The sequence below is a fragment of the Streptomyces sp. NBC_01525 genome, from assembly GCF_045040405.1.
GTDB classification, from domain to species: Bacteria; Actinomycetota; Actinomycetes; order Streptomycetales; family Streptomycetaceae; genus Streptomyces; species Streptomyces benahoarensis.
Genome location: NZ_CP109397.1, coordinates 4,773,430 through 4,791,106, shown reverse-complemented (window position 1 = coordinate 4,791,106; position 17,677 = coordinate 4,773,430). Strand labels below are relative to the sequence as shown.

Genomic DNA, 17,677 nt, shown 5'->3' with positions numbered 1-17,677 from the left:
CGGAAGGGGCCCCGGTGCGATGGCCCGCCGCGTCCGTCACGCCGCGGCGGGCACCGCCCCGTCCGGTGCGGCCGGGTCGCGGACCGGCGTCGCCGCGTCGGTCAGCGCCAGCTCCAGCACCGTGCGCACATCGGTGACCGGCCGCACGTCGAGGGTCTGGAGGATCTCCTCGGGGACCTCGTCCAGATCCGGTTCGTTGCGCTGCGGGATGATCACCGTGGTGATGCCCGCACGGTGCGCGGCGAGCAGCTTCTGCTTGATCCCGCCGACCGGCAGCACCCGCCCGGTCAGCGACACCTCACCGGTCATCGCCACATCCGGCCGCACCTGACGGCCGGAGAGCAGCGAGGCCAGCGCGGTCGTCATCGTCACGCCCGCGCTCGGCCCGTCCTTCGGGACGGCTCCGGCCGGTACGTGCAGATGGACGCCGCGCTCCTTGAGGTCGCCGACCGGAAGTTCCAGCTCCGCGCCGCGCGAGCGCAGGAACGACAGCGCGATGTGCGCCGATTCCTTCATCACGTCGCCGAGCTGGCCGGTGAGCGTCAGCCCCGAGGCACCGGTCTCCGGGTCGGCGAGCGACGCCTCGACGTACAGCACATCGCCACCGGCGCCGGTGACCGCGAGTCCGGTGACCACCCCGGGCACGGCGGTCCGCCGCACGGCCGGATCCTGCGCCGCCTCCGGGGTGTGGTGCGGCCGTCCAATCAGCGGGCGCAGCTCCTCGGTGCCGACGGTGAACGGCAGCTCCCGCTCGCCCAGTTCGTGCCGGGCGGCCACCTTGCGCAGCAGCCGGGCCACCGCGCGCTCCAGGTTCCGTACGCCCGCCTCGCGGGTGTACTCCCCGGCCAGGCTGCGCAGCGCGTCGTCGGTAAGGGTGACCTCGCCGGGCGCGAGTCCGGCCAGCTCCAGCTGGCGCGGGAGCAGATGGTCGCGGGCGATGACGATCTTCTCGTCCTCGGTGTAGCCGTCCAGCCGCACCAGCTCCATCCGGTCCAGCAGCGGCCCGGGGATGGCTTCGAGGACGTTGGCGGTGGCGAGGAACACCACGTCGCTGAGGTCGAGTTCGACCTCCAGGTAGTGGTCGCGGAAGGTGTGGTTCTGCGCCGGGTCCAGGACCTCCAGGAGGGCGGCCGCGGGGTCGCCGCGGTAGTCGGAGCCGACCTTGTCGATCTCGTCGAGCAGCACCACCGGGTTCATCGAACCGGCTTCCTTGATCGCCCGGACGATGCGGCCGGGCAGCGCGCCGACGTACGTCCGCCGGTGGCCGCGGATCTCCGCCTCGTCGCGTACGCCGCCGAGCGCCACCCGGACGAAGGAGCGGCCCATGGCCCGGGCGACGGACTCGCCGAGCGAGGTCTTGCCGACACCGGGCGGCCCGACCAGCGCCAGCACGGCGCCCCCGGCGCGGCGCCCGCCGCCGGTGGTGGCCTCGGCATCGGCGGCGTCGGCCCGTTCGGCGCGCCGCTTGCGGACCGCCAGGTACTCGGTGATCCGCTCCTTGACGTCCTCCAGACCGGCGTGGTCGGCGTCGAGCACGGCGCGCGCCCCGGTGATGTCGTAGGCGTCCTCGGTCCGTTCGTTCCACGGCAGTTCGAGGATGGTGTCGAGCCAGTTGCGGATCCAGGGGCCCTCGGGGCTCTGGTCACCGGCGCGCTCCAGCTTGTCGACCTCCTTGAGGGCGGCCTTGCGGACGTCCTCGGGGAGCGCGGCGGCCTCGACGCGGGCGCGGTGGTCGCCGCTCTCGTCGTCGGCGTCGCCGTTCAGCTCGGACAGCTCCTTGCGGACCGCCTCCAGCTGCCGCCGCAGCAGGAATTCGCGCTGCTGCTTGTCGACGCCCTCCTGGACGTCCTTGGCGATGGACTCGGCGACGTCCTGCTCGGCCAGATGGTCGCGGAGCGTCTCGGTGGCGAACTTCAGCCGGGCGACCGGGTCGGTGGTCTCCAGCAGCCGGACCTTCTGCTCGGTGGTGAGGAACGGCGAGTACCCGGCGTTGTCGGCGAGGGCGGAGACGTCCTCGATCTGCTGGACGCGGTCGACGACCTGCCAGGCGCCGCGCCTGCGCAGCCAGCTGGTGGCCAGCGCCTTGTACTCGGTGACCAGCTCGGTCACGGCGCCGGGAAGGGTGCGGCCGCCCTCGCCGTCGGCGGTGCCCGGCACCGTCTCCTCGACGGTGCTGCCCGCCACCCAGAGTGCGGCGCCCGGGCCGGTGGTCCCGGAGCCGATGCGTACCCGGCGCAGCCCGCGGATCAGCGCGCCCGGGTCACCGTCGGACAACCGGCCGACCTGCTCGATCCGACCGAGCGTGCCGATCGCGGCGTAGGTGCCGTCGACCCGGGGCACAAGCAGCACCTCCGGTTTGTTGCCCTGGACAGCGGCGGACTGCGCGGCCTCCACAGCGGCCCGTACGTCCGCGTCCGACAGGTCCAGCGGCACGACCATCCCGGGCAGGACCACCTCGTCATCGAGGGGCAGCACCGGCAGAGTGAGCGTGTGGGACGACGAAGCCATGATCTCCCCTTCGGCAGGCAAGTTGAGCTGTTCCCACTCAATGCCGGGGAGCGGGGAGATGTTCCCCGGTCCGTGTTCGCCGTGAGCGATCAGCGGATCGCCGTCCGGCGCGACGCCCCCGTGTCCGGTCCCCCCGCCACCGCGCCCACCGGGCACCACGACACGCCCGCCGCCGCGGAAAACCGCTTGCCCTCCCTCGTACCGTCGAACCGTGACGGACATCGACGGCTTGCTCGCGGCCTACGACGAGCGGATGCGGGACGTCCCGCCGGACCTGCCCCGGGGCGTCACCGCGGAGCGGGACGGGCCGCTGACGCGGCTGACCGGGCAGTTCCGCGGCTTCGTCAGCGGCCCGCCGGACCTGGGCGTACGCGGCGCCGCACTGGACGCGCTGATCGCCCGGCAGTGCGCGGTGTTCGCCGCCCGGGGCGAGGCCGTGGAGTGGAAGACCCGCGACCACGACCTGCCGGAAGAGCTCCCCGAGCGGCTGCGGGCCGCCGGGTTCGTGCCCGAGGAGCGGGAGACGGTGCTCATCGGCCGCGCCCGGGAGATGGCCGGGGAGCCCGTACTCGCCGAGGGCGTCACACTGCGCCGGGTCACCGACGACGCCGATATGCGGCGCATCGCGGCCATGGAGACGGCGGTCTGGGGCGACGACCACGGCTGGCTGGCCCACGATCTGACCGCCCGGGTGGCCGCCGCCCCCGACCGTATCGCCGTCCTGGTGGCGGAGGCCGGGGGCGAGGTGGTCTCGGCGGGCTGGCTGGTGCTGCGGCCCGGCACCGGTTTCGCGAGCCTGTGGGGCGGCTCGACGCTGCCCGCCTGGCGCGGCCACGGCGTCTACCGCGCGCTGGTCGCCGCCCGCGCCACACTCGCCGTGGCCCACGGCGCGGACCTCCTCCAGGTCGACGCCTCCGGCGCCAGCGCCCCGATCCTGCGCCGCCTCGGCTTCCATGCGGTGACCACGACGACGCCTTACGTGTGGACGCCGGGGGCGGGTGAGGGCAGCGAACCGGGCGCGGGCGGGCCGTGACCGGGGCGACCCGGGGCGGACGCGGGGCGCGGCGGCCGGGCCGCCACCGCCCGCCGCCCGCCCGACAGCCAGCTCAGCGCCGCCGCACCCCCGCCACCGGCACCGCACACCCCGGCACCGCACGCCCCGCCGCCCGCCGCAGCGCCGGATGCCCCAGATCCCCGTGGAGCCGCACCGGACGCGGGCCGGACCGCCCCCGGCGCAGCAGCGGCCAGGCGGCCGCACCGAGGGCGAGGGAGAGGAGGTGGCCGCAGGAGCTGAGCGGGTCGGCGAAGGTCAGCAGGTCCGCCGCGGCGTAGCAGGCGGCGCCGCCGAGCAGCGGCCACCGCAGCCGCCCCGGCAGCAGCCCGGCCAGCGCTCCGGCGCAGGTCATCACGCCGTAGCTGATGCCGTAGTCGAGGCGGTGCGCCGCGCCGGGCGGCAGCGCCCCGGTGGCGACGGCGGCGCCCACCGGCAGCTCCGTGGCGAGGGTGGCCAGCACATGGCCGCCGAGGAAGACCGCGACGGTGCGCACGGCGCCGACCCGCCGCTCCAGCGTGGCCAGCACCACGACGAAGGCGAACGCGAACCCGGAGAGCAGCCCGCCGTCGATCCACAGCGCGCTCGCCACCAGCACCCGCAGCGGCGTCGCCGCCAGATGCGCCGCGTCGGTGCTGGAGCCCCGCAGCAGCTCGGCCACCCGCACCGGGTCCGCGTACGCCGCGAAGAGCGAGGTCCCCACCAGCAGCAACGCGTACCAGAAGGTGAACGGCGTCGCCCGGGGCCCGGGCAGCAACCGCCACGGCCACCGGCCCGACCGCCCCGCTCCGCTCACCGCGCCGCCCCTCCCCGTCGGTTCCGGCCCTCCGTACGCCCGCCCTGCTCAACGCCCGGCGACGCCCGCCCGTTCACCACGCGACCGCCCGCTCCACGTGAGCTACGTCACGGCACACAACCCGGGGCGGGCCCGCCGCGTTGCCCGAACCATCGGTTGGACCGGCGTCCGCGCGGTTGGCCAGGATGGCCCGTATGACTCCCGTTCCCCCCGACCCGAATGTCCCGACCTCGGCCGGTCCTGCGGAGGGCCCGGTCACACTGGACCGCCGCGAGGGTCCGTACGGCGAGGTGGTGCTGCGCCGGCGCGGCGGCGCGGACGGCTCCGGTGGCGCGCCGGTCCACGAGATCATCGCCAACGGCTGCTTCCTGATGGACACCTCCGACGGCCGCTCCGAGCGGCTGCTGATCGATGCGGCGCTGGCCGGTCTGCCGCCGGAGCGGGAGCGTCCGGCCGTGCTGATCGGCGGCCTCGGCGTGGGGTTTTCGCTGGTCAGAGCGGTGGAGGAGGAGCGCTGGGGGCGGATCGCGGTGGTCGAGCGGGAGGCCGCGGTGATCGACTGGCACCGCACCGGCCCGCTGTCCGGGCTGACCGGCCGGGCGCTCGCCGACCCCCGCACCGCGATCGTGCACGCCGATCTGGTGGCCCATCTGCGCGACGACGCGGCCCCTGGCTCGTACGACGCACTGTGTCTGGACATCGACAACGGGCCGGACTGGACCGTCACCGACGGCAATGACGGGCTCTACTCCCCCGCCGGGCTCGCGGCCTGCCGGGCGGCGCTGACGGCGGGTGGGGTGCTGGCCGTCTGGTCGGCCCAGCCGTCGCCCGCCTTCGACCAGGCCCTCCGGAATGCCGGTTTCCAGCGCGTTCGCACGGAAGAGGTACCTGTCGCCCGAGGTGTCCCCGACGTCGTTCACCTCGCGCACAAGGGCGCGTAGCCGACAGTCACACCGTGCGCTTACGCTGCTCCCCTGGATGTGACGCGGCGCGGCGGCCCGCGCCCCGCGACGGGCCGCCGCGCGCCGCTGCCGCACGTCCACTCACTACGCGACCAGGCACACGGGGACATGCAGGGGCGGGCGATGGACCAGACTCAGACCAGCCAGGGCGGCACCGCCGCGGCCACGCCGGGCGCCCAGCGCCGGGTGCTGGTCGTCGAGGACGACCCGACGATCGTGGACGCCATCGCGACCCGGCTGCGCGCCGAGGGCTTCCAGGTGCAGACGGCGACGGACGGCCCGGCGGCCGTCGACACCGCCGAGGCGTGGCAGCCCGACCTGCTGGTCCTCGATGTGATGCTGCCGGGCTTCGACGGCCTGGAGGTCTGCCGCCGGGTGCAGGCGCAGCGCCCGGTGCCGGTGATGATGCTGACCGCGCGGGACGACGAGACCGACATGCTGGTCGGGCTGGGAGTCGGCGCGGACGACTACATGACCAAGCCGTTCTCCATGCGGGAGCTGGCCGCGCGGGTGCACGTCCTGCTGCGCCGCGTCGAGCGGGCGGCGCTCGCCGCGCACACCCCGCGCAGCGGCATCCTGCGCCTGGGCGAGCTGGAGATCGATCACGCGCAGCGCCGGGTCCGGGTGCGCGGCGCCGACGTCCATCTGACGCCGACCGAGTTCGACCTGCTGGTCTGCCTGGCCAACACGCCCCGCGCGGTGCTCTCCCGTGAGCAGCTGCTGGCGGAGGTGTGGGACTGGGCCGACGCGTCCGGGACACGCACGGTCGACAGCCACATCAAGGCGCTGCGCCGCAAGATCGGCGCCGAGCGCATCCGTACGGTCCACGGCGTCGGCTACGCCCTGGAGACCCCGCCCGCATGACGCGTGGGTGGCGGGCGCGCGGCCGTGCCCTGGCCGGGCGCCTGTGGGAGGGGCTGCGGCCGCTCGATCCCTACCGTTCGGTGAAGGCGGCGCTCGGCGCGCTGGTCGTCGTCTCGGTGATCATCACCACGCTGCTGGTCTTCGTCGCCATCCACTCGGCGACCGAGCTGCGGGTGATCACCGTCTTCTCGATCATCGCGTCGCTGCTGATCACGCAGTTCGTGGCGAACAGCCTGACGGCGCCGCTCGACGAGATGACGGACGTGACGCGGTCGATGGCCCACGGCGACTACACCCGCCGGGTGCGCGCGGAGCGGCGCGACGAGTTCGGCGACCTGGCCAGCGCCTTCAACCGCATGGCGGCCGACCTGGAGGCGGTGGACACCCACCGCAAGGAGCTGGTCGCCAACGTCTCGCACGAGCTGCGCACCCCCATCGCGGCGCTGCGCGCAGTGCTGGAGAACGTCGTCGACGGCGTCTCCGAGCCGGACCCGGAGACCATGCGGACGGCGCTGCAGCAGACCGAGCGGCTGGGCCGTCTCGTCGAGCATCTGCTGGACCTCTCCCGTCTGGACAACGGCGTCGTGCCGCTGCACTGCCGCCGCTTCGAGGTGTGGCCGTACCTGTCCGGGGTGCTGAAGGAGGCCAACATGAGCCGCGGCGCCTCCACCCTCGCCGGAACGGCCGGGTCCGGCACCCACACCCGTACGGACGTCCATCTCCACCTGGACGTCTCACCCCCGGAACTGACCGCGTACGCGGACGCCGAGCGGCTGCACCAGGTCGTCGCCAACCTCATCGACAACGCGATCAAGCACAGTCCGCGCCATGGCCGGGTCACCGTGCACGCCCGGCGCGGCGAGGGGCCGCAGAGCCTGGAGCTGGACGTGCAGGACGAGGGCCCGGGCATCCCGGAGGCGGAGCGCTACCGCGTCTTCGAACGCTTCAACCGCGGCGGGCCCGCGCCGTCCGGTCCGGGGTCCGACGGCGGTACGGGGCTGGGCCTGGCCATCGCGCGCTGGGCGGTGGATCTGCACGGCGGACGCGTCGGCGTGGCCGAATCCGATCGCGGATGCCGAATCCGGGTCACTCTTCCGGGGACGGAGTCCGGCCGGAGCTGACGGCCCGTGGCGTAGGGTCGGTGCCGGAAGCACACGAACGGCGGTGCACCGCCCCGATCAGGGGGGTGCACCCGTGGCGAGTCGTACCCGCGCACGGGCAAACTCCGAGTGTTTCCCGCCAAGTCATGCCTCGAAACCCGTCGGCGAATGTGACGTGCGCTACCTGTACCCCTCCCGGACTGCACCAAAGGTCACAAGAGGCGTAGCCTTTATTTCCGCTGTCCACCACCTTAGGAAGCGGAAGAGGGCGGTTGCCGCCGTGTCGCCACAGTCCCCCAACAGCTCGAACATTTCGACCGACCAGGACCGGCAGGGGAAGTCCCCTGCCGCCGCCTTCGGTGCGAATGAGTGGCTCGTTGACGAGATCTACCAGCAGTACCTCCAGGACCCGAACTCGGTAGACCGGGCCTGGTGGGACTTCTTCGCCGACTACAAGCCCGGCGCCACTGCCGCCCCGGGCCAGCCGGCCGAGGGCCCCGCCCCCGTACCGCCCACCCAGGAGAAGCCCGTGGCGCCCGCGAAGCCCGCCGCTCCGGCGCAGCCCGCCGCGAGCGCCCCGGCCCCCGTCAAGGCGGCCCCGGAGCCCGTGAAGGCCGCGCCCGCCGCAAAGCCGGCCGCCGCCGCGAAGCCCGTCGCCAAGAAGGACGGCGCGGACGAGACCCCGGCCGGTCCCGAGCTGGTGACGCTGCGCGGCCCGTCGGCCGCCGTCGCGAAGAACATGAACGCCTCCCTGGATCTGCCGACGGCCACGTCCGTCCGCGCGGTCCCGGTGAAGCTGCTGTTCGACAACCGCATCGTCATCAACAACCACCTCAAGCGCGCCCGGGGCGGGAAGGTCTCCTTCACCCACCTCATCGGGTACGCGATGGTGCAGGCCCTCAAGGCCATGCCGTCGATGAACTACTCCTTCCAGGAGAAGGACGGCAAGCCGACGCTGGTCAAGCCCGAGCACGTCAACCTCGGCCTCGCCATCGACCTGGTGAAGCCGAACGGTGACCGTCAGCTCGTCGTCGCCGCCATCAAGAAGGCCGAGACGCTCACCTTCTTCGAGTTCTGGCAGGCGTACGAGGACATCGTCCGCCGCGCCCGCAACAACAAGCTGACGATGGACGACTTCACCGGAGTCACCGCGTCGCTGACGAACCCGGGCGGCATCGGCACCGTCCACTCCGTGCCGCGTCTGATGCCCGGCCAGGGCCTCATCATCGGCGTCGGCGCGATGGACTACCCGGCGGAGTTCCAGGGCACCTCGCAGGACACCCTGAACAAGCTGGGCGTTGCCAAGGTCATGACGCTGACCAGCACGTACGACCACCGCGTGATCCAGGGCGCCGCCTCCGGCGAGTTCCTGCGCATCATGAGCCAGCTGCTGCTCGGCGAGAACGACTTCTTCGACGACATCTTCAAGTCGCTGCGGATCCCCTACGAGCCGGTCCGCTGGCTGCGGGACATCGACGTCTCCCACGACGACGACGTCACCAAGGCCGCCCGGGTCTTCGACCTGATCCACTCCTACCGGGTCCGCGGCCACGTCATGGCCGACACCGACCCGCTGGAGTACCACCAGCGCAAGCACCCCGACCTCGACATCATCGAGCACGGCCTCACCCTGTGGGACCTGGAGCGCGAGTTCGCGGTCGGCGGCTTCTCCGGCAAGTCGATGATGAAGCTGCGCGACATCCTCGGCGTGCTCCGCGACTCGTACTGCCGCACCACCGGCATCGAGTACATGCACATCCAGGACCCCAAGCAGCGCAAGTGGATCCAGGACCGTCTCGAGCGGCCGCACAACTCGCCCGAGCGCGAGGAGCAGCTGCGCATCCTGCGCCGTCTGAACTCCGCCGAGGCGTTCGAGACGTTCCTGCAGACCAAGTACGTCGGCCAGAAGCGCTTCTCGCTGGAGGGCGGCGAGTCCGTCATCCCGCTGCTGGACGCGGTCATCGACTCGGCCGCCGAGTCGCGGCTGGACGAGGTCGTCATCGGCATGGCCCACCGCGGCCGCCTCAACGTCCTCGCCAACATCGTCGGCAAGTCCTACGCGCAGCTCTTCCGGGAGTTCGAGGGCAACCTCGACCCGAAGTCGATGCACGGCTCCGGCGACGTGAAGTACCACCTGGGCCAGGAGGGCACCTTCACCGGCCTGGACGGCGAGCAGATCAAGGTCACCCTCGCGGCGAACCCGTCCCACCTGGAGACGGTCGACCCGGTCATCGAGGGCATCAGCCGCGCCAAGCAGGACATCATCAACAAGGGCGGCACGGACTTCACGGTCCTGCCGGTCACCCTCCACGGTGACGCCGCCTTCGCCGGTCAGGGCGTGGTCGCCGAGACGCTCAACATGTCGCAGCTGCGCGGCTACCGCACGGGCGGCACGGTCCACATCGTCATCAACAACCAGGTCGGCTTCACCGCCGCCCCGGAGTCGTCGCGTTCGTCGATGTATGCGACCGACGTGGCCCGCATGATCGAGGCGCCGATCTTCCACGTGAACGGCGACGACCCCGAGGCCGTCGTCCGCGCGGGCCGCCTGGCGTTCGAGTTCCGGCAGGCGTTCAACAAGGACGTCGTCATCGACCTCATCTGCTACCGCCGCCGCGGTCACAACGAGACCGACAACCCGGCGTTCACGCAGCCGCTGATGTACGACCTGATCGACAAGAAGCGTTCGGTGCGCAAGCTGTACACCGAGTCGCTGATCGGCCGGGGCGACATCACCCTGGAGGAGGCGGAGCAGGCGCTCCAGGACTTCCAGGGCCAGCTGGAGAAGGTCTTCGCCGAGGTCCGCGAGGCCGTCTCGGCCCCGGGTGCGGCCGAGGTGCCGGACCCGCAGGCGGAGTTCCCGGTGGCGGTCAGGACCGCGATCTCCCACGAGGTCGTCAAGCGCATCGCCGAGTCGCAGGTCAACATCCCCGACCGGGTCACCGTCCACCCGCGTCTGCTGCCGCAGCTGCAGCGCCGTATGTCGATGATCGAGGACGGCACGATCGACTGGGGTATGGGCGAGACCCTCGCCATCGGCTCCCTGCTGCTGGAGGGCACCCCGGTCCGCCTGTCGGGCCAGGACAGCCGCCGCGGCACCTTCGGCCAGCGCCACGCGGTGCTGATCGACCGGGAGACCGGCGAGGACTACACCCCGCTGCTGTACCTCTCGGACGACCAGGCGCGCTACAACGTCTACGACTCGCTGCTCTCGGAGTACGCGGTCATGGGCTTCGAGTACGGCTACTCCCTGGCCCGCCCCGAGGCGCTGGTCATGTGGGAGGCGCAGTTCGGTGACTTCGTCAACGGCGCGCAGACCGTCGTCGACGAGTACATCACCGCCGCCGAGCAGAAGTGGGGCCAGACCTCCGGCGTCACGCTGCTGCTGCCGCACGGCTACGAGGGCCAGGGCCCGGACCACTCCTCGGCCCGGATCGAGCGCTTCCTCCAGCTGTGCGCGCAGAACAACATGACGGTCGCCATGCCGACGCTGCCGTCGAACTACTTCCACCTGCTGCGCTGGCAGGTCCACAACCCGCACCACAAGCCGCTGGTCGTCTTCACCCCGAAGTCGATGCTGCGTCTGAAGGCCGCGGCGTCGAAGGCGGAGGAGTTCACCACCGGCGGTTTCCGTCCGGTGATCGGCGACGCGAAGGCGGACCCGAAGAACGTCCGCAAGGTGCTGCTCTGCTCCGGCAAGGTCTACTACGACCTGGCCGCCGAGCGGGACAAGCGCGGTGCCGACGACGTCGCGATCATCCGCCTGGAGCGGCTGTACCCGCTGCCGGGCAAGGAGATCCAGGCCGAGATCGCCAAGTACCCGAACGCCGGGAAGTTCCTGTGGGTGCAGGAGGAGCCGGCCAACCAGGGTGCGTGGCCGTTCATCGCGCTCAACCTCATCGACCACCTGGATCTGGCGGTCGGTGCGGACATCCCGCACGGTGAGCGTCTGCGCCGCATCTCGCGGCCGCACTCCTCGTCGCCCGCGGTCGGTTCCGCCAAGCGTCACCAGGCGGAGCAGGCCCAGCTGATGGCCGAGGCGTTCGACGCGTAGTCGCCCGCCCCGGTGACCCGGACACCGGAGGGCCCGTCCCCACGAGGGGGCGGGCCCTTCGCCGTGCCCGCCCGCGCTTCCGGGGGCGGCGGGCGGGCACGGCGTTGCGCCCGTCCCGGGGCGCGCTGCGCGGCGTCGCCGCCCGTCCCGGTGGCGGGTGGCTGCGCGGCGCTCTGTCCGGCCTGCCTATCCTGGCCGGGAACGTCCTACTGACCCCTGGTGGAGAGCTCGTGTATTTCACTGACCGCGGCATCGAAGAGCTGGAGAGCCGACGCGGCGAGGAGGAGGTCACGCTCGGCTGGGTGGCCGATCAGCTGCGTACGTTCGTCGATCTGAACCCGGACTTCGAGGTGCCGGTGGAGCGGCTGGCGACCTGGCTGGCGCGGCTGGACGACGAGGACGACGACGAGTAGCGGACGAGCGCCCCGAGGGGCGACGCGACAAAGGGCCGGCGGCCGAGGGGCATCCCTTGGCCGCCGGCCCTTTGCCGCGTGAACCGCTGCCTTGTCCATCGGCTTCCCTCCTGGCGGCTTCTCTCCTGGCGGCTTCTCTCCTGGCGGCTTCTCTCTTGACTTCACCGGAGCGCGATATATCGTGTATGGCGAAGACGCGATATGTTGCGTTGCGCTTCCATCCAACCGGGGGTCGGTATGTCCAGCGAGTCGAGTTTTGGTACGTCGAGTTCTCCCACGTCCGGATCCGGCACGCCGGGGAACGAACGGTCGCACCCTCCCCTCCGCGTGACCGAGCCCCGCACCCTGGAGATCGACGAGCCCGTGGGGGCCCTGGAGATCCGGGTGTGCGGCGGCGCGGTCAACGTGGTGGGCTCGGCCGAGGAGGGCCCGGCCCGGGTGGAGATCGGTGAGGTCACGGGCGAGCCGCTGACCGTCTCCCTTGAGGACGGAACCCTCTCCATCGGCTACGACAACCCGCCGTGGAAGGGGCCCTGGAAGGAGCTGTTCACCTTCCTCCAGCGCAAGGCGTGGCGCGAGCACGGCGCGGTGGTGTCGGTGACCGTCCCGGCCGCCACCCGTGTCGACGTCGGCGTGGTCGGTGCCACAGCGGTCGTGACGGGCATCGCGGGCCCCACCCGGGTGCGGACCGTCTCGGGCGACAGCACGCTCGTCGGGCTGACCGGCGAGGTGCGCGCGGAGACCGTCTCGGGCCGGGTCGAGGCGCAGGGCGTCACCGGCGGTCTGCGGTTCCACTCCGTCTCGGGGGATCTGACGGTGCTGGACGGCGGCGCGGCCACGGTGCAGGCGGACTCCGTGAGCGGTGACATGGTCCTCGACCTCGATCCGTCGGACCGGGGCGCGGACATCCAGTTGACCAGCGTCTCCGGCGAGGTGGCGATCCGGCTCCCGGAGCCCGCCGACACCCGGGTAGAGGCGGGCACCACCAGCGGCACGGTCTCCAACGCCTTCGACACGCTGCGGGTCGGTGGCCGGTGGGGTGCGAAGAACATCAGCGGAACGCTCGGCTCCGGGACGGGCAGACTGAAGGCCACCACCGTCTCCGGTGGCCTCGCGCTGCTGCGCCGACCGGCCTTCGAGACCGGGGACGGCGGCCACCCGGGCGACGGCCCGGCCACCCCGTCCATAGAGAAGAAGGTGCTCTGACCATGCCTCCCGTCTTCGCCCACGGCCGTCTGCGCCTCTATCTCCTCAAGCTCCTCGACGAGAATCCGCGCCACGGCTACGAGGTCATCCGCCTGCTGGAAGAGCGCTTCCAGGGCCTGTACGCGCCGTCGGCCGGTACGGTCTATCCGCGGCTGGCGAAGCTGGAGGCCGAGGGCCTGGTCACGCACGCCACCGAGGGCGGTCGCAAGGTCTACTCGATCACCGAGGCGGGCCGTGCCGAGCTGGCCGGACGCGGCGGAGAACTGGCCGAGCTGGAGCTGGAGATACGCGACTCGGTGGCCGCGCTGGCCTCCGACATCCGGGCGGATGTGAGCGGTTCGGCAAGCGACCTGCGCCGCGAGATCCGCGAGGCCGCCCAGCAGGCACGGACGCAGGGCCGCCAGGGCGGCGACGGCGCGGGGCCGGAGGGCGAGGGCACGTCCGGCGACAAGGAGGCGTGGCGGCAGGCGAAGGAGGAGTTCTGGCGGGCCAAGGAGGAGTGGAAGGAGCAGGCCCGCCGGGCGAAGGACGAGCGCCGCCGCGCCGAACAGGAGGCGCGCCGCGCCCGCGAACAGGCCCGCGAGGCCCAGGCGTTCGCCCGGGAAGAGGTGCAGCAGGCCCTCCGGCGGGTCCAGGAGCAGGCACAGGAGCGGGTACGGTCCGGCGACTGGGCGGGCGCGGTCCGGGAGGCGCTGTCGGAGGTCTCCCGTGAGGTGGGCCGCTTCGCAGGAGGAACAGGGCTCGGCGGAGCCGCCACCGAGGGCCGGCCGGGCGCGGACCACACGGCGACCGGGCGGGCGGGGGCCGGGGAACCGTCCGCGCCGGAGTGGGCGGATGAGCCGCCGGGCCCCGATCCGGCCCGCGACTTCGACCGTCTGCTGGACCGCTTCCGCGACGACCTCCGGGACGCCGCCCGCGATCACGGCATCACCGCCGAGCAGGTACGCCGGGCCCGGCAACGGCTCGCGGCGACCGCCACCGAAATCGGCGCTGTGCTGCGGGAGCCGGAAGCGCGAGGAACGGAGAAGTAGGGGCAGGGGGCGCCAGGGGCCAAGGGCCGGGGCCGGGGCCGGGGCCGGCGGGGGGAAGTAGCGGCTGGGGAGCGGGAGTTCGGCACAGTTCGACCCGGAAGGGGCGCACCGTCCCGCCGCGGCGCCCCGCCCCCTCCGCGCCGTCTCCCTCCCGCCTCTCCCCGCCATCTCCCGCCCCGCCGGGGCGTCCGGCTCGCTCCCCGTCCTCTCCCGTCCCGCCCCTTCCCCGCTCGCCTCGCTGCCGCGTCGCCCCTGCGCGCCCCTTCCCGGCCCTTCACGCCCCTCCCCACCCCTCTCCACCTCTCCTCACCCGCCATCACGGAGAGTTATTCATCGCAGCCAGGATTCACGGCGCGTAATCGGGGAACGTCATCTGTCGCACGGTTTTTCGTCCGGGGCCGGTGCGGGGTTCCCGGTCCGGTGTCCGGTCGGTGGCCGTGTGCGGAGCGGGTCGCGGCGTGGGCTGCGCCCCGACGTCCGTGCGGGGCGCCTCGTTCCGTACGGCATCCGCCGCCCCGTACCGGCACCACACGGTCCGCGGACGCGCCCGAGGCGTGGACCCCGACGACAGGGCCTGGCCCTCGCGGCGCGCGCCAACGGCCGTTCCCTCTCTGCACGCACGCATCGTGAAGGCCATGAGGTACAGCGATGTCGGACTACCCTTCGGTCGCCCGCCGAATGTGGCAGCAGCTCGAACCGCTGCACGCCACCGCCTACTCCGCCCCCGAGGCCCAGCGGGTCGCGGCGGGCCTCGGTTACGACACCACGTCGCGGCGTCCCGGCTACTTCGCCTGGCGCACGGCTCCGCTGGGGGCCGTGGGCCCGGAGCTGGTGACCGCGGCGTTCTACACCTTCGCGCCGCGACTGGTGGCCCAGTACGTACCACGGATCTGGGCGACGGCCCGGCCGGGCGCGGTGCTGGATGCACGGCTGCGGGCCGTCGACCGCGCGCTCTCCCGGCTGCTGGGCGACCGGCTGTCCGGCCCCGAGGTGGCCGAGGCCGCCCAACTGGCCCGCCGCGCCGCCGAGAACGCCCACGCCGTGGCGCGTCCGCTCGCCGCCGCCAACCGCGATCTGCCGTGGCCCGGGCCGCCGCATCTGGTGCTGTGGCAGGCCGCGGCGGTGCTCCGTGAGCATCGTGGTGACGGCCATCTCGCGACCCTGCTGACCTGGGGGTTGGACCCGTGCGAGGCGTTGGTGTCGCATGCGGCGGCGGGCGGCGGACGGGACCGTCACGGCTGGGCCGCCCCCGCGTCCGCCGCCGCCCGCGGCTGGAGCGCCCAGGAGTGGAGCGACGCCCACGACCGGCTCGCGGCCCGCGGCTGGATCGCACCGGACGGCAGCGCCACCGCGTGGGGGCTGCGGGAGCGGGAGGCGATCGAGCGGTTGACGGACCAGTTGGCGGCCGGTCCCTGGCGCGCGCTCGGCCGGTCCGGCGCCGAACGCCTGCACCTGCTGCTGCGCCCGCTGAACCATGCGCTCCTCGCGGCGGGCATCCGGCCGCCGGATGCGGGGGCGGCGCCCGTAACGCCGTGTTCCCGGGGGGAGTTGCCGCCGGTGCGGGGTGCCGTGGGCGCCGTGGATGCGGTGGGCGCCGCGGCGGCCGCGTCGCTCATCTCGCCGCCGCGGTTCTCCCCGTTGCCCCCGTCGTCGCCTTCGTCCCCGCCGTCCTTGGCGCCGCCTCCGCCGGCCCGGCCGGCCGGCCCGTCCGCCCCGGTGGTGGCCGTCCTCGCGGCGCGCGGCAGCACGCCGTAGCCGTCACGGTCCGGCGCCCGGGCCCGGTGCGGCGCCCCGCCCGTCCCGAGCCCGACGCCGCACCGGCCCGCCCGTCAGCGCGCCCCGTCCGCCCTCTCCCCCGCCAACGTGATCACCGCGGCAACCCCACCCGTACGAAGCTCCGCAGTCACCCCGCCGGGCAACAACACCGCGTCGTGACAACCGAGTTCGGCCACGACCGCACCGCCCGAGGCCACCACCGCCCCCGCCGGGACCGCAGCCGTACCGTCGGGCTCACCGGGCTCGGCCGCCGTACCGCCCGGCAACGCCACCACCAGCCTCGGCCCGGACCCACCCGGCAGATCGCACCCGCCCCGTACGACCGCGACCTCCGCGTCCGCCCGTCCCTCCCGCACCATGACGTTGAGGTTGACGACCGGGCCGTCCACCAGGCGGCAGTCGGTGGCGGCGGCGCCCGGGAAGGCGAAGGGGGTGTGGCGGGGCAGCGGTGGGTGGGTGGTGCCGTCGACGGTCAGGTGCAGTCCGGCGCCGTCGACGACGGTGAGGACGCGGCGGATGCCGGGCAGCGGGGAGTACGGGCCGTCGCGGGTGACGTCGGCCAGGCTGACCCGCCAGTCGAAGGCGTCCCAGCCCGCGCCGTCGGGGTGGGCGGCGATCTCGCGCGTCACCCCGCCGCCGTTGCTCCACGGCGCGGCGACCCGTTCCGCCGCCCGCAACACCCGTATGCCGTCGCCCACTTCGCCCCTCGCTCTCCGTCGTCCCCGCTCAGACCGTCAGGACGACCTTGCCGAACAGGTCGCCCTCCGCCATCCTCGCGAAACCCTCGCGCGCCCGGTCCAGCGGCAGGGTGGAGTCGATGACCGGGCGGACGCCCTTGGCGGCGCAGAAGCTGAGCAGCGACGCCAGCTCCTCCTTGCTGCCCATCGTCGAGCCGACGACCTTCAGCTCCAGGAAGAAGATCCGGTTGAGTTCGGTGCGCTCGGGGTGGAAACCGCTGGTGGCGCCCGAGATGACGAGGGTGCCGCCGGGGCGCAGTGACCTGACCGAGTGCGACCAGGTGGCGGCGCCGACCGTCTCGATGACCGCGTCCACCCGGTGCGGCAGCCGCTCCCCGCTGCCGAACGCCGCCTCGGCGCCCAGCTCAACGGCGCGGCGCCGCTTGCCCTCGTCGCGGCTGGTGACGAAGACCCGCAGCCCGGCGGCGGCGCCCAGCACGATCGCGGCGGTCGCCACGCCGCCGCCCGCGCCCTGGACGAGAACGCTGTCGCCGGGCCGCACCCCGGCGTTGGTGAAGAGCATGCGGTACGCGGTGAGCCAGGCCGTGGGCAGGCAGGCGGCCTCCTCGTAGGTCAGCTCCTTCGGCTTGGGCAGGACGTTCCAGCTGGGGACGGTGACCTGCTCGGCGAAGGTGCCCTGGTAGCGCTCGGTGAGGAGGGAACGGGTCTCGCCGGGGCCGACGCCGTGGCCGGTCTGGCCGATGACGGAGTGCAGGACGACGTCGTTGCCGTCGGCGTCCGTCCCGGCGGCGTCGCAGCCGAGGATCATCGGCAGCGCGTCCTCGGTGATGCCGACCCCGCGCAGCGTCCACAGGTCGTGGTGGTTGAGGGAGGCGGCCTTGACGTTCACGGTGGTCCAGCCGGGGCGGCTCTCCGGGGCCGGGCGTTCGCCCAGTTCGAGGCCGCTGAGCGGCTGGTCTCGGTCGATGCGCGCGGCATAGGCAGCAAACATGAGGCCAACCTAGGCCGCGGACGCCCGACGCGGTACGGGGCGGAGCTGTGACGCGCGCCGCGTGGACGGACCGGCGTACGGCGCCGGGGGCACGGAACCGGGCGGGACGAAGGACCGGGCCCCGGCCACCACGAGCCGGGCACCGGGCCCGGCCACGCCCCTCGCTCCCCCACCCCCAACGGGCCGGGCCCCGCACGCACAACGGGCCGGGCCCGCACCCCAAGAGG

12 protein-coding genes and 1 pseudogene are annotated in these 17,677 nt (G+C 73.3%); 9 read left to right on the top strand and 4 right to left on the bottom strand.

The window, feature by feature from the left end; all coding sequences use genetic code 11:
- Positions 1–36: 36 nt before the first annotated feature.
- Positions 37–2,508: an endopeptidase La gene (gene lon / locus OG422_RS21570; RefSeq protein ID WP_405744505.1), complete on the bottom strand. Its 2,472-nt coding sequence runs from the start codon at positions 2,506–2,508 to the stop codon at positions 37–39.
- 211 nt (positions 2,509–2,719) lie between these two features.
- On the opposite strand from lon, the gene OG422_RS21565 reads away from it, so the two are divergent.
- Positions 2,720–3,541 carry a GNAT family N-acetyltransferase gene (locus tag OG422_RS21565; RefSeq protein ID WP_405744502.1) on the top strand — a complete coding sequence of 274 codons (822 nt, stop codon included), beginning with the start codon at positions 2,720–2,722 and terminating at the stop codon, positions 3,539–3,541.
- 73 nt (positions 3,542–3,614) lie between these two features.
- Here OG422_RS21565 and OG422_RS21560 read toward each other — a convergent pair whose 3' ends face one another.
- Entirely contained in the window at positions 3,615–4,355 is a 741-nt protein-coding gene (locus tag OG422_RS21560; protein ID WP_143943212.1) for a rhomboid-like protein, read from the bottom strand.
- Positions 4,356–4,549: 194 nt separating this feature from the next.
- Here OG422_RS21560 and OG422_RS21555 point away from each other — a divergent pair, with 194 nt between their 5' ends.
- The 8 genes and pseudogenes from OG422_RS21555 to OG422_RS21520 form a co-directional block, all read left to right on the top strand.
- A complete protein-coding gene (locus OG422_RS21555) occupies positions 4,550–5,296 on the top strand; it encodes a spermidine synthase (protein WP_405744499.1) in 747 nt (248 codons plus the stop codon).
- A gap of 144 nt (positions 5,297–5,440) precedes the next feature.
- Positions 5,441–6,181: a response regulator transcription factor gene (locus OG422_RS21550; protein ID WP_030280798.1), complete on the top strand. Its 741-nt coding sequence runs from the start codon at positions 5,441–5,443 to the stop codon at positions 6,179–6,181.
- A complete protein-coding gene (locus OG422_RS21545) occupies positions 6,178–7,302 on the top strand; it encodes an ATP-binding protein (RefSeq protein WP_405744496.1) in 1,125 nt (374 codons plus the stop codon). Before OG422_RS21550 ends, OG422_RS21545 begins: the two co-directional genes overlap by 4 nt.
- Before the next feature lie 259 nt (positions 7,303–7,561).
- On the top strand, positions 7,562–11,335 hold the full coding sequence (locus OG422_RS21540; protein ID WP_405744493.1) for a multifunctional oxoglutarate decarboxylase/oxoglutarate dehydrogenase thiamine pyrophosphate-binding subunit/dihydrolipoyllysine-residue succinyltransferase subunit: 3,774 nt from the start codon (positions 7,562–7,564) through the stop codon (positions 11,333–11,335).
- Between the two features lie 230 nt (positions 11,336–11,565).
- Complete coding sequence (locus OG422_RS21535) at positions 11,566–11,748, top strand: DUF6104 family protein (RefSeq protein WP_030280801.1); 183 nt, start codon at positions 11,566–11,568, stop codon at positions 11,746–11,748.
- Between the two features lie 327 nt (positions 11,749–12,075).
- Positions 12,076–12,954, top strand: coding sequence for a DUF4097 family beta strand repeat-containing protein (locus OG422_RS21530; protein WP_405744489.1), 879 nt, complete (start codon positions 12,076–12,078; stop codon positions 12,952–12,954).
- A 2-nt stretch (positions 12,955–12,956) separates the two neighbouring features.
- Positions 12,957–13,985, top strand: coding sequence for a PadR family transcriptional regulator (locus tag OG422_RS21525; RefSeq protein ID WP_405744486.1), 1,029 nt, complete (start codon positions 12,957–12,959; stop codon positions 13,983–13,985).
- 648 nt (positions 13,986–14,633) lie between these two features.
- A pseudogene (locus OG422_RS21520) lies at positions 14,634–15,488 on the top strand (SCO6745 family protein); the annotation flags it as partial.
- Positions 15,489–15,814: 326 nt separating this feature from the next.
- Here OG422_RS21520 and OG422_RS21515 read toward each other — a convergent pair.
- Positions 15,815–16,459, bottom strand: coding sequence for a HutD family protein (locus OG422_RS21515; RefSeq protein WP_405744483.1), 645 nt, complete (start codon positions 16,457–16,459; stop codon positions 15,815–15,817).
- A 28-nt stretch (positions 16,460–16,487) separates the two neighbouring features.
- Complete coding sequence (locus OG422_RS21510) at positions 16,488–17,450, bottom strand: zinc-binding dehydrogenase (protein ID WP_143942944.1); 963 nt, start codon at positions 17,448–17,450, stop codon at positions 16,488–16,490.
- Between the last annotated feature and the right edge of the window lie 227 nt (positions 17,451–17,677).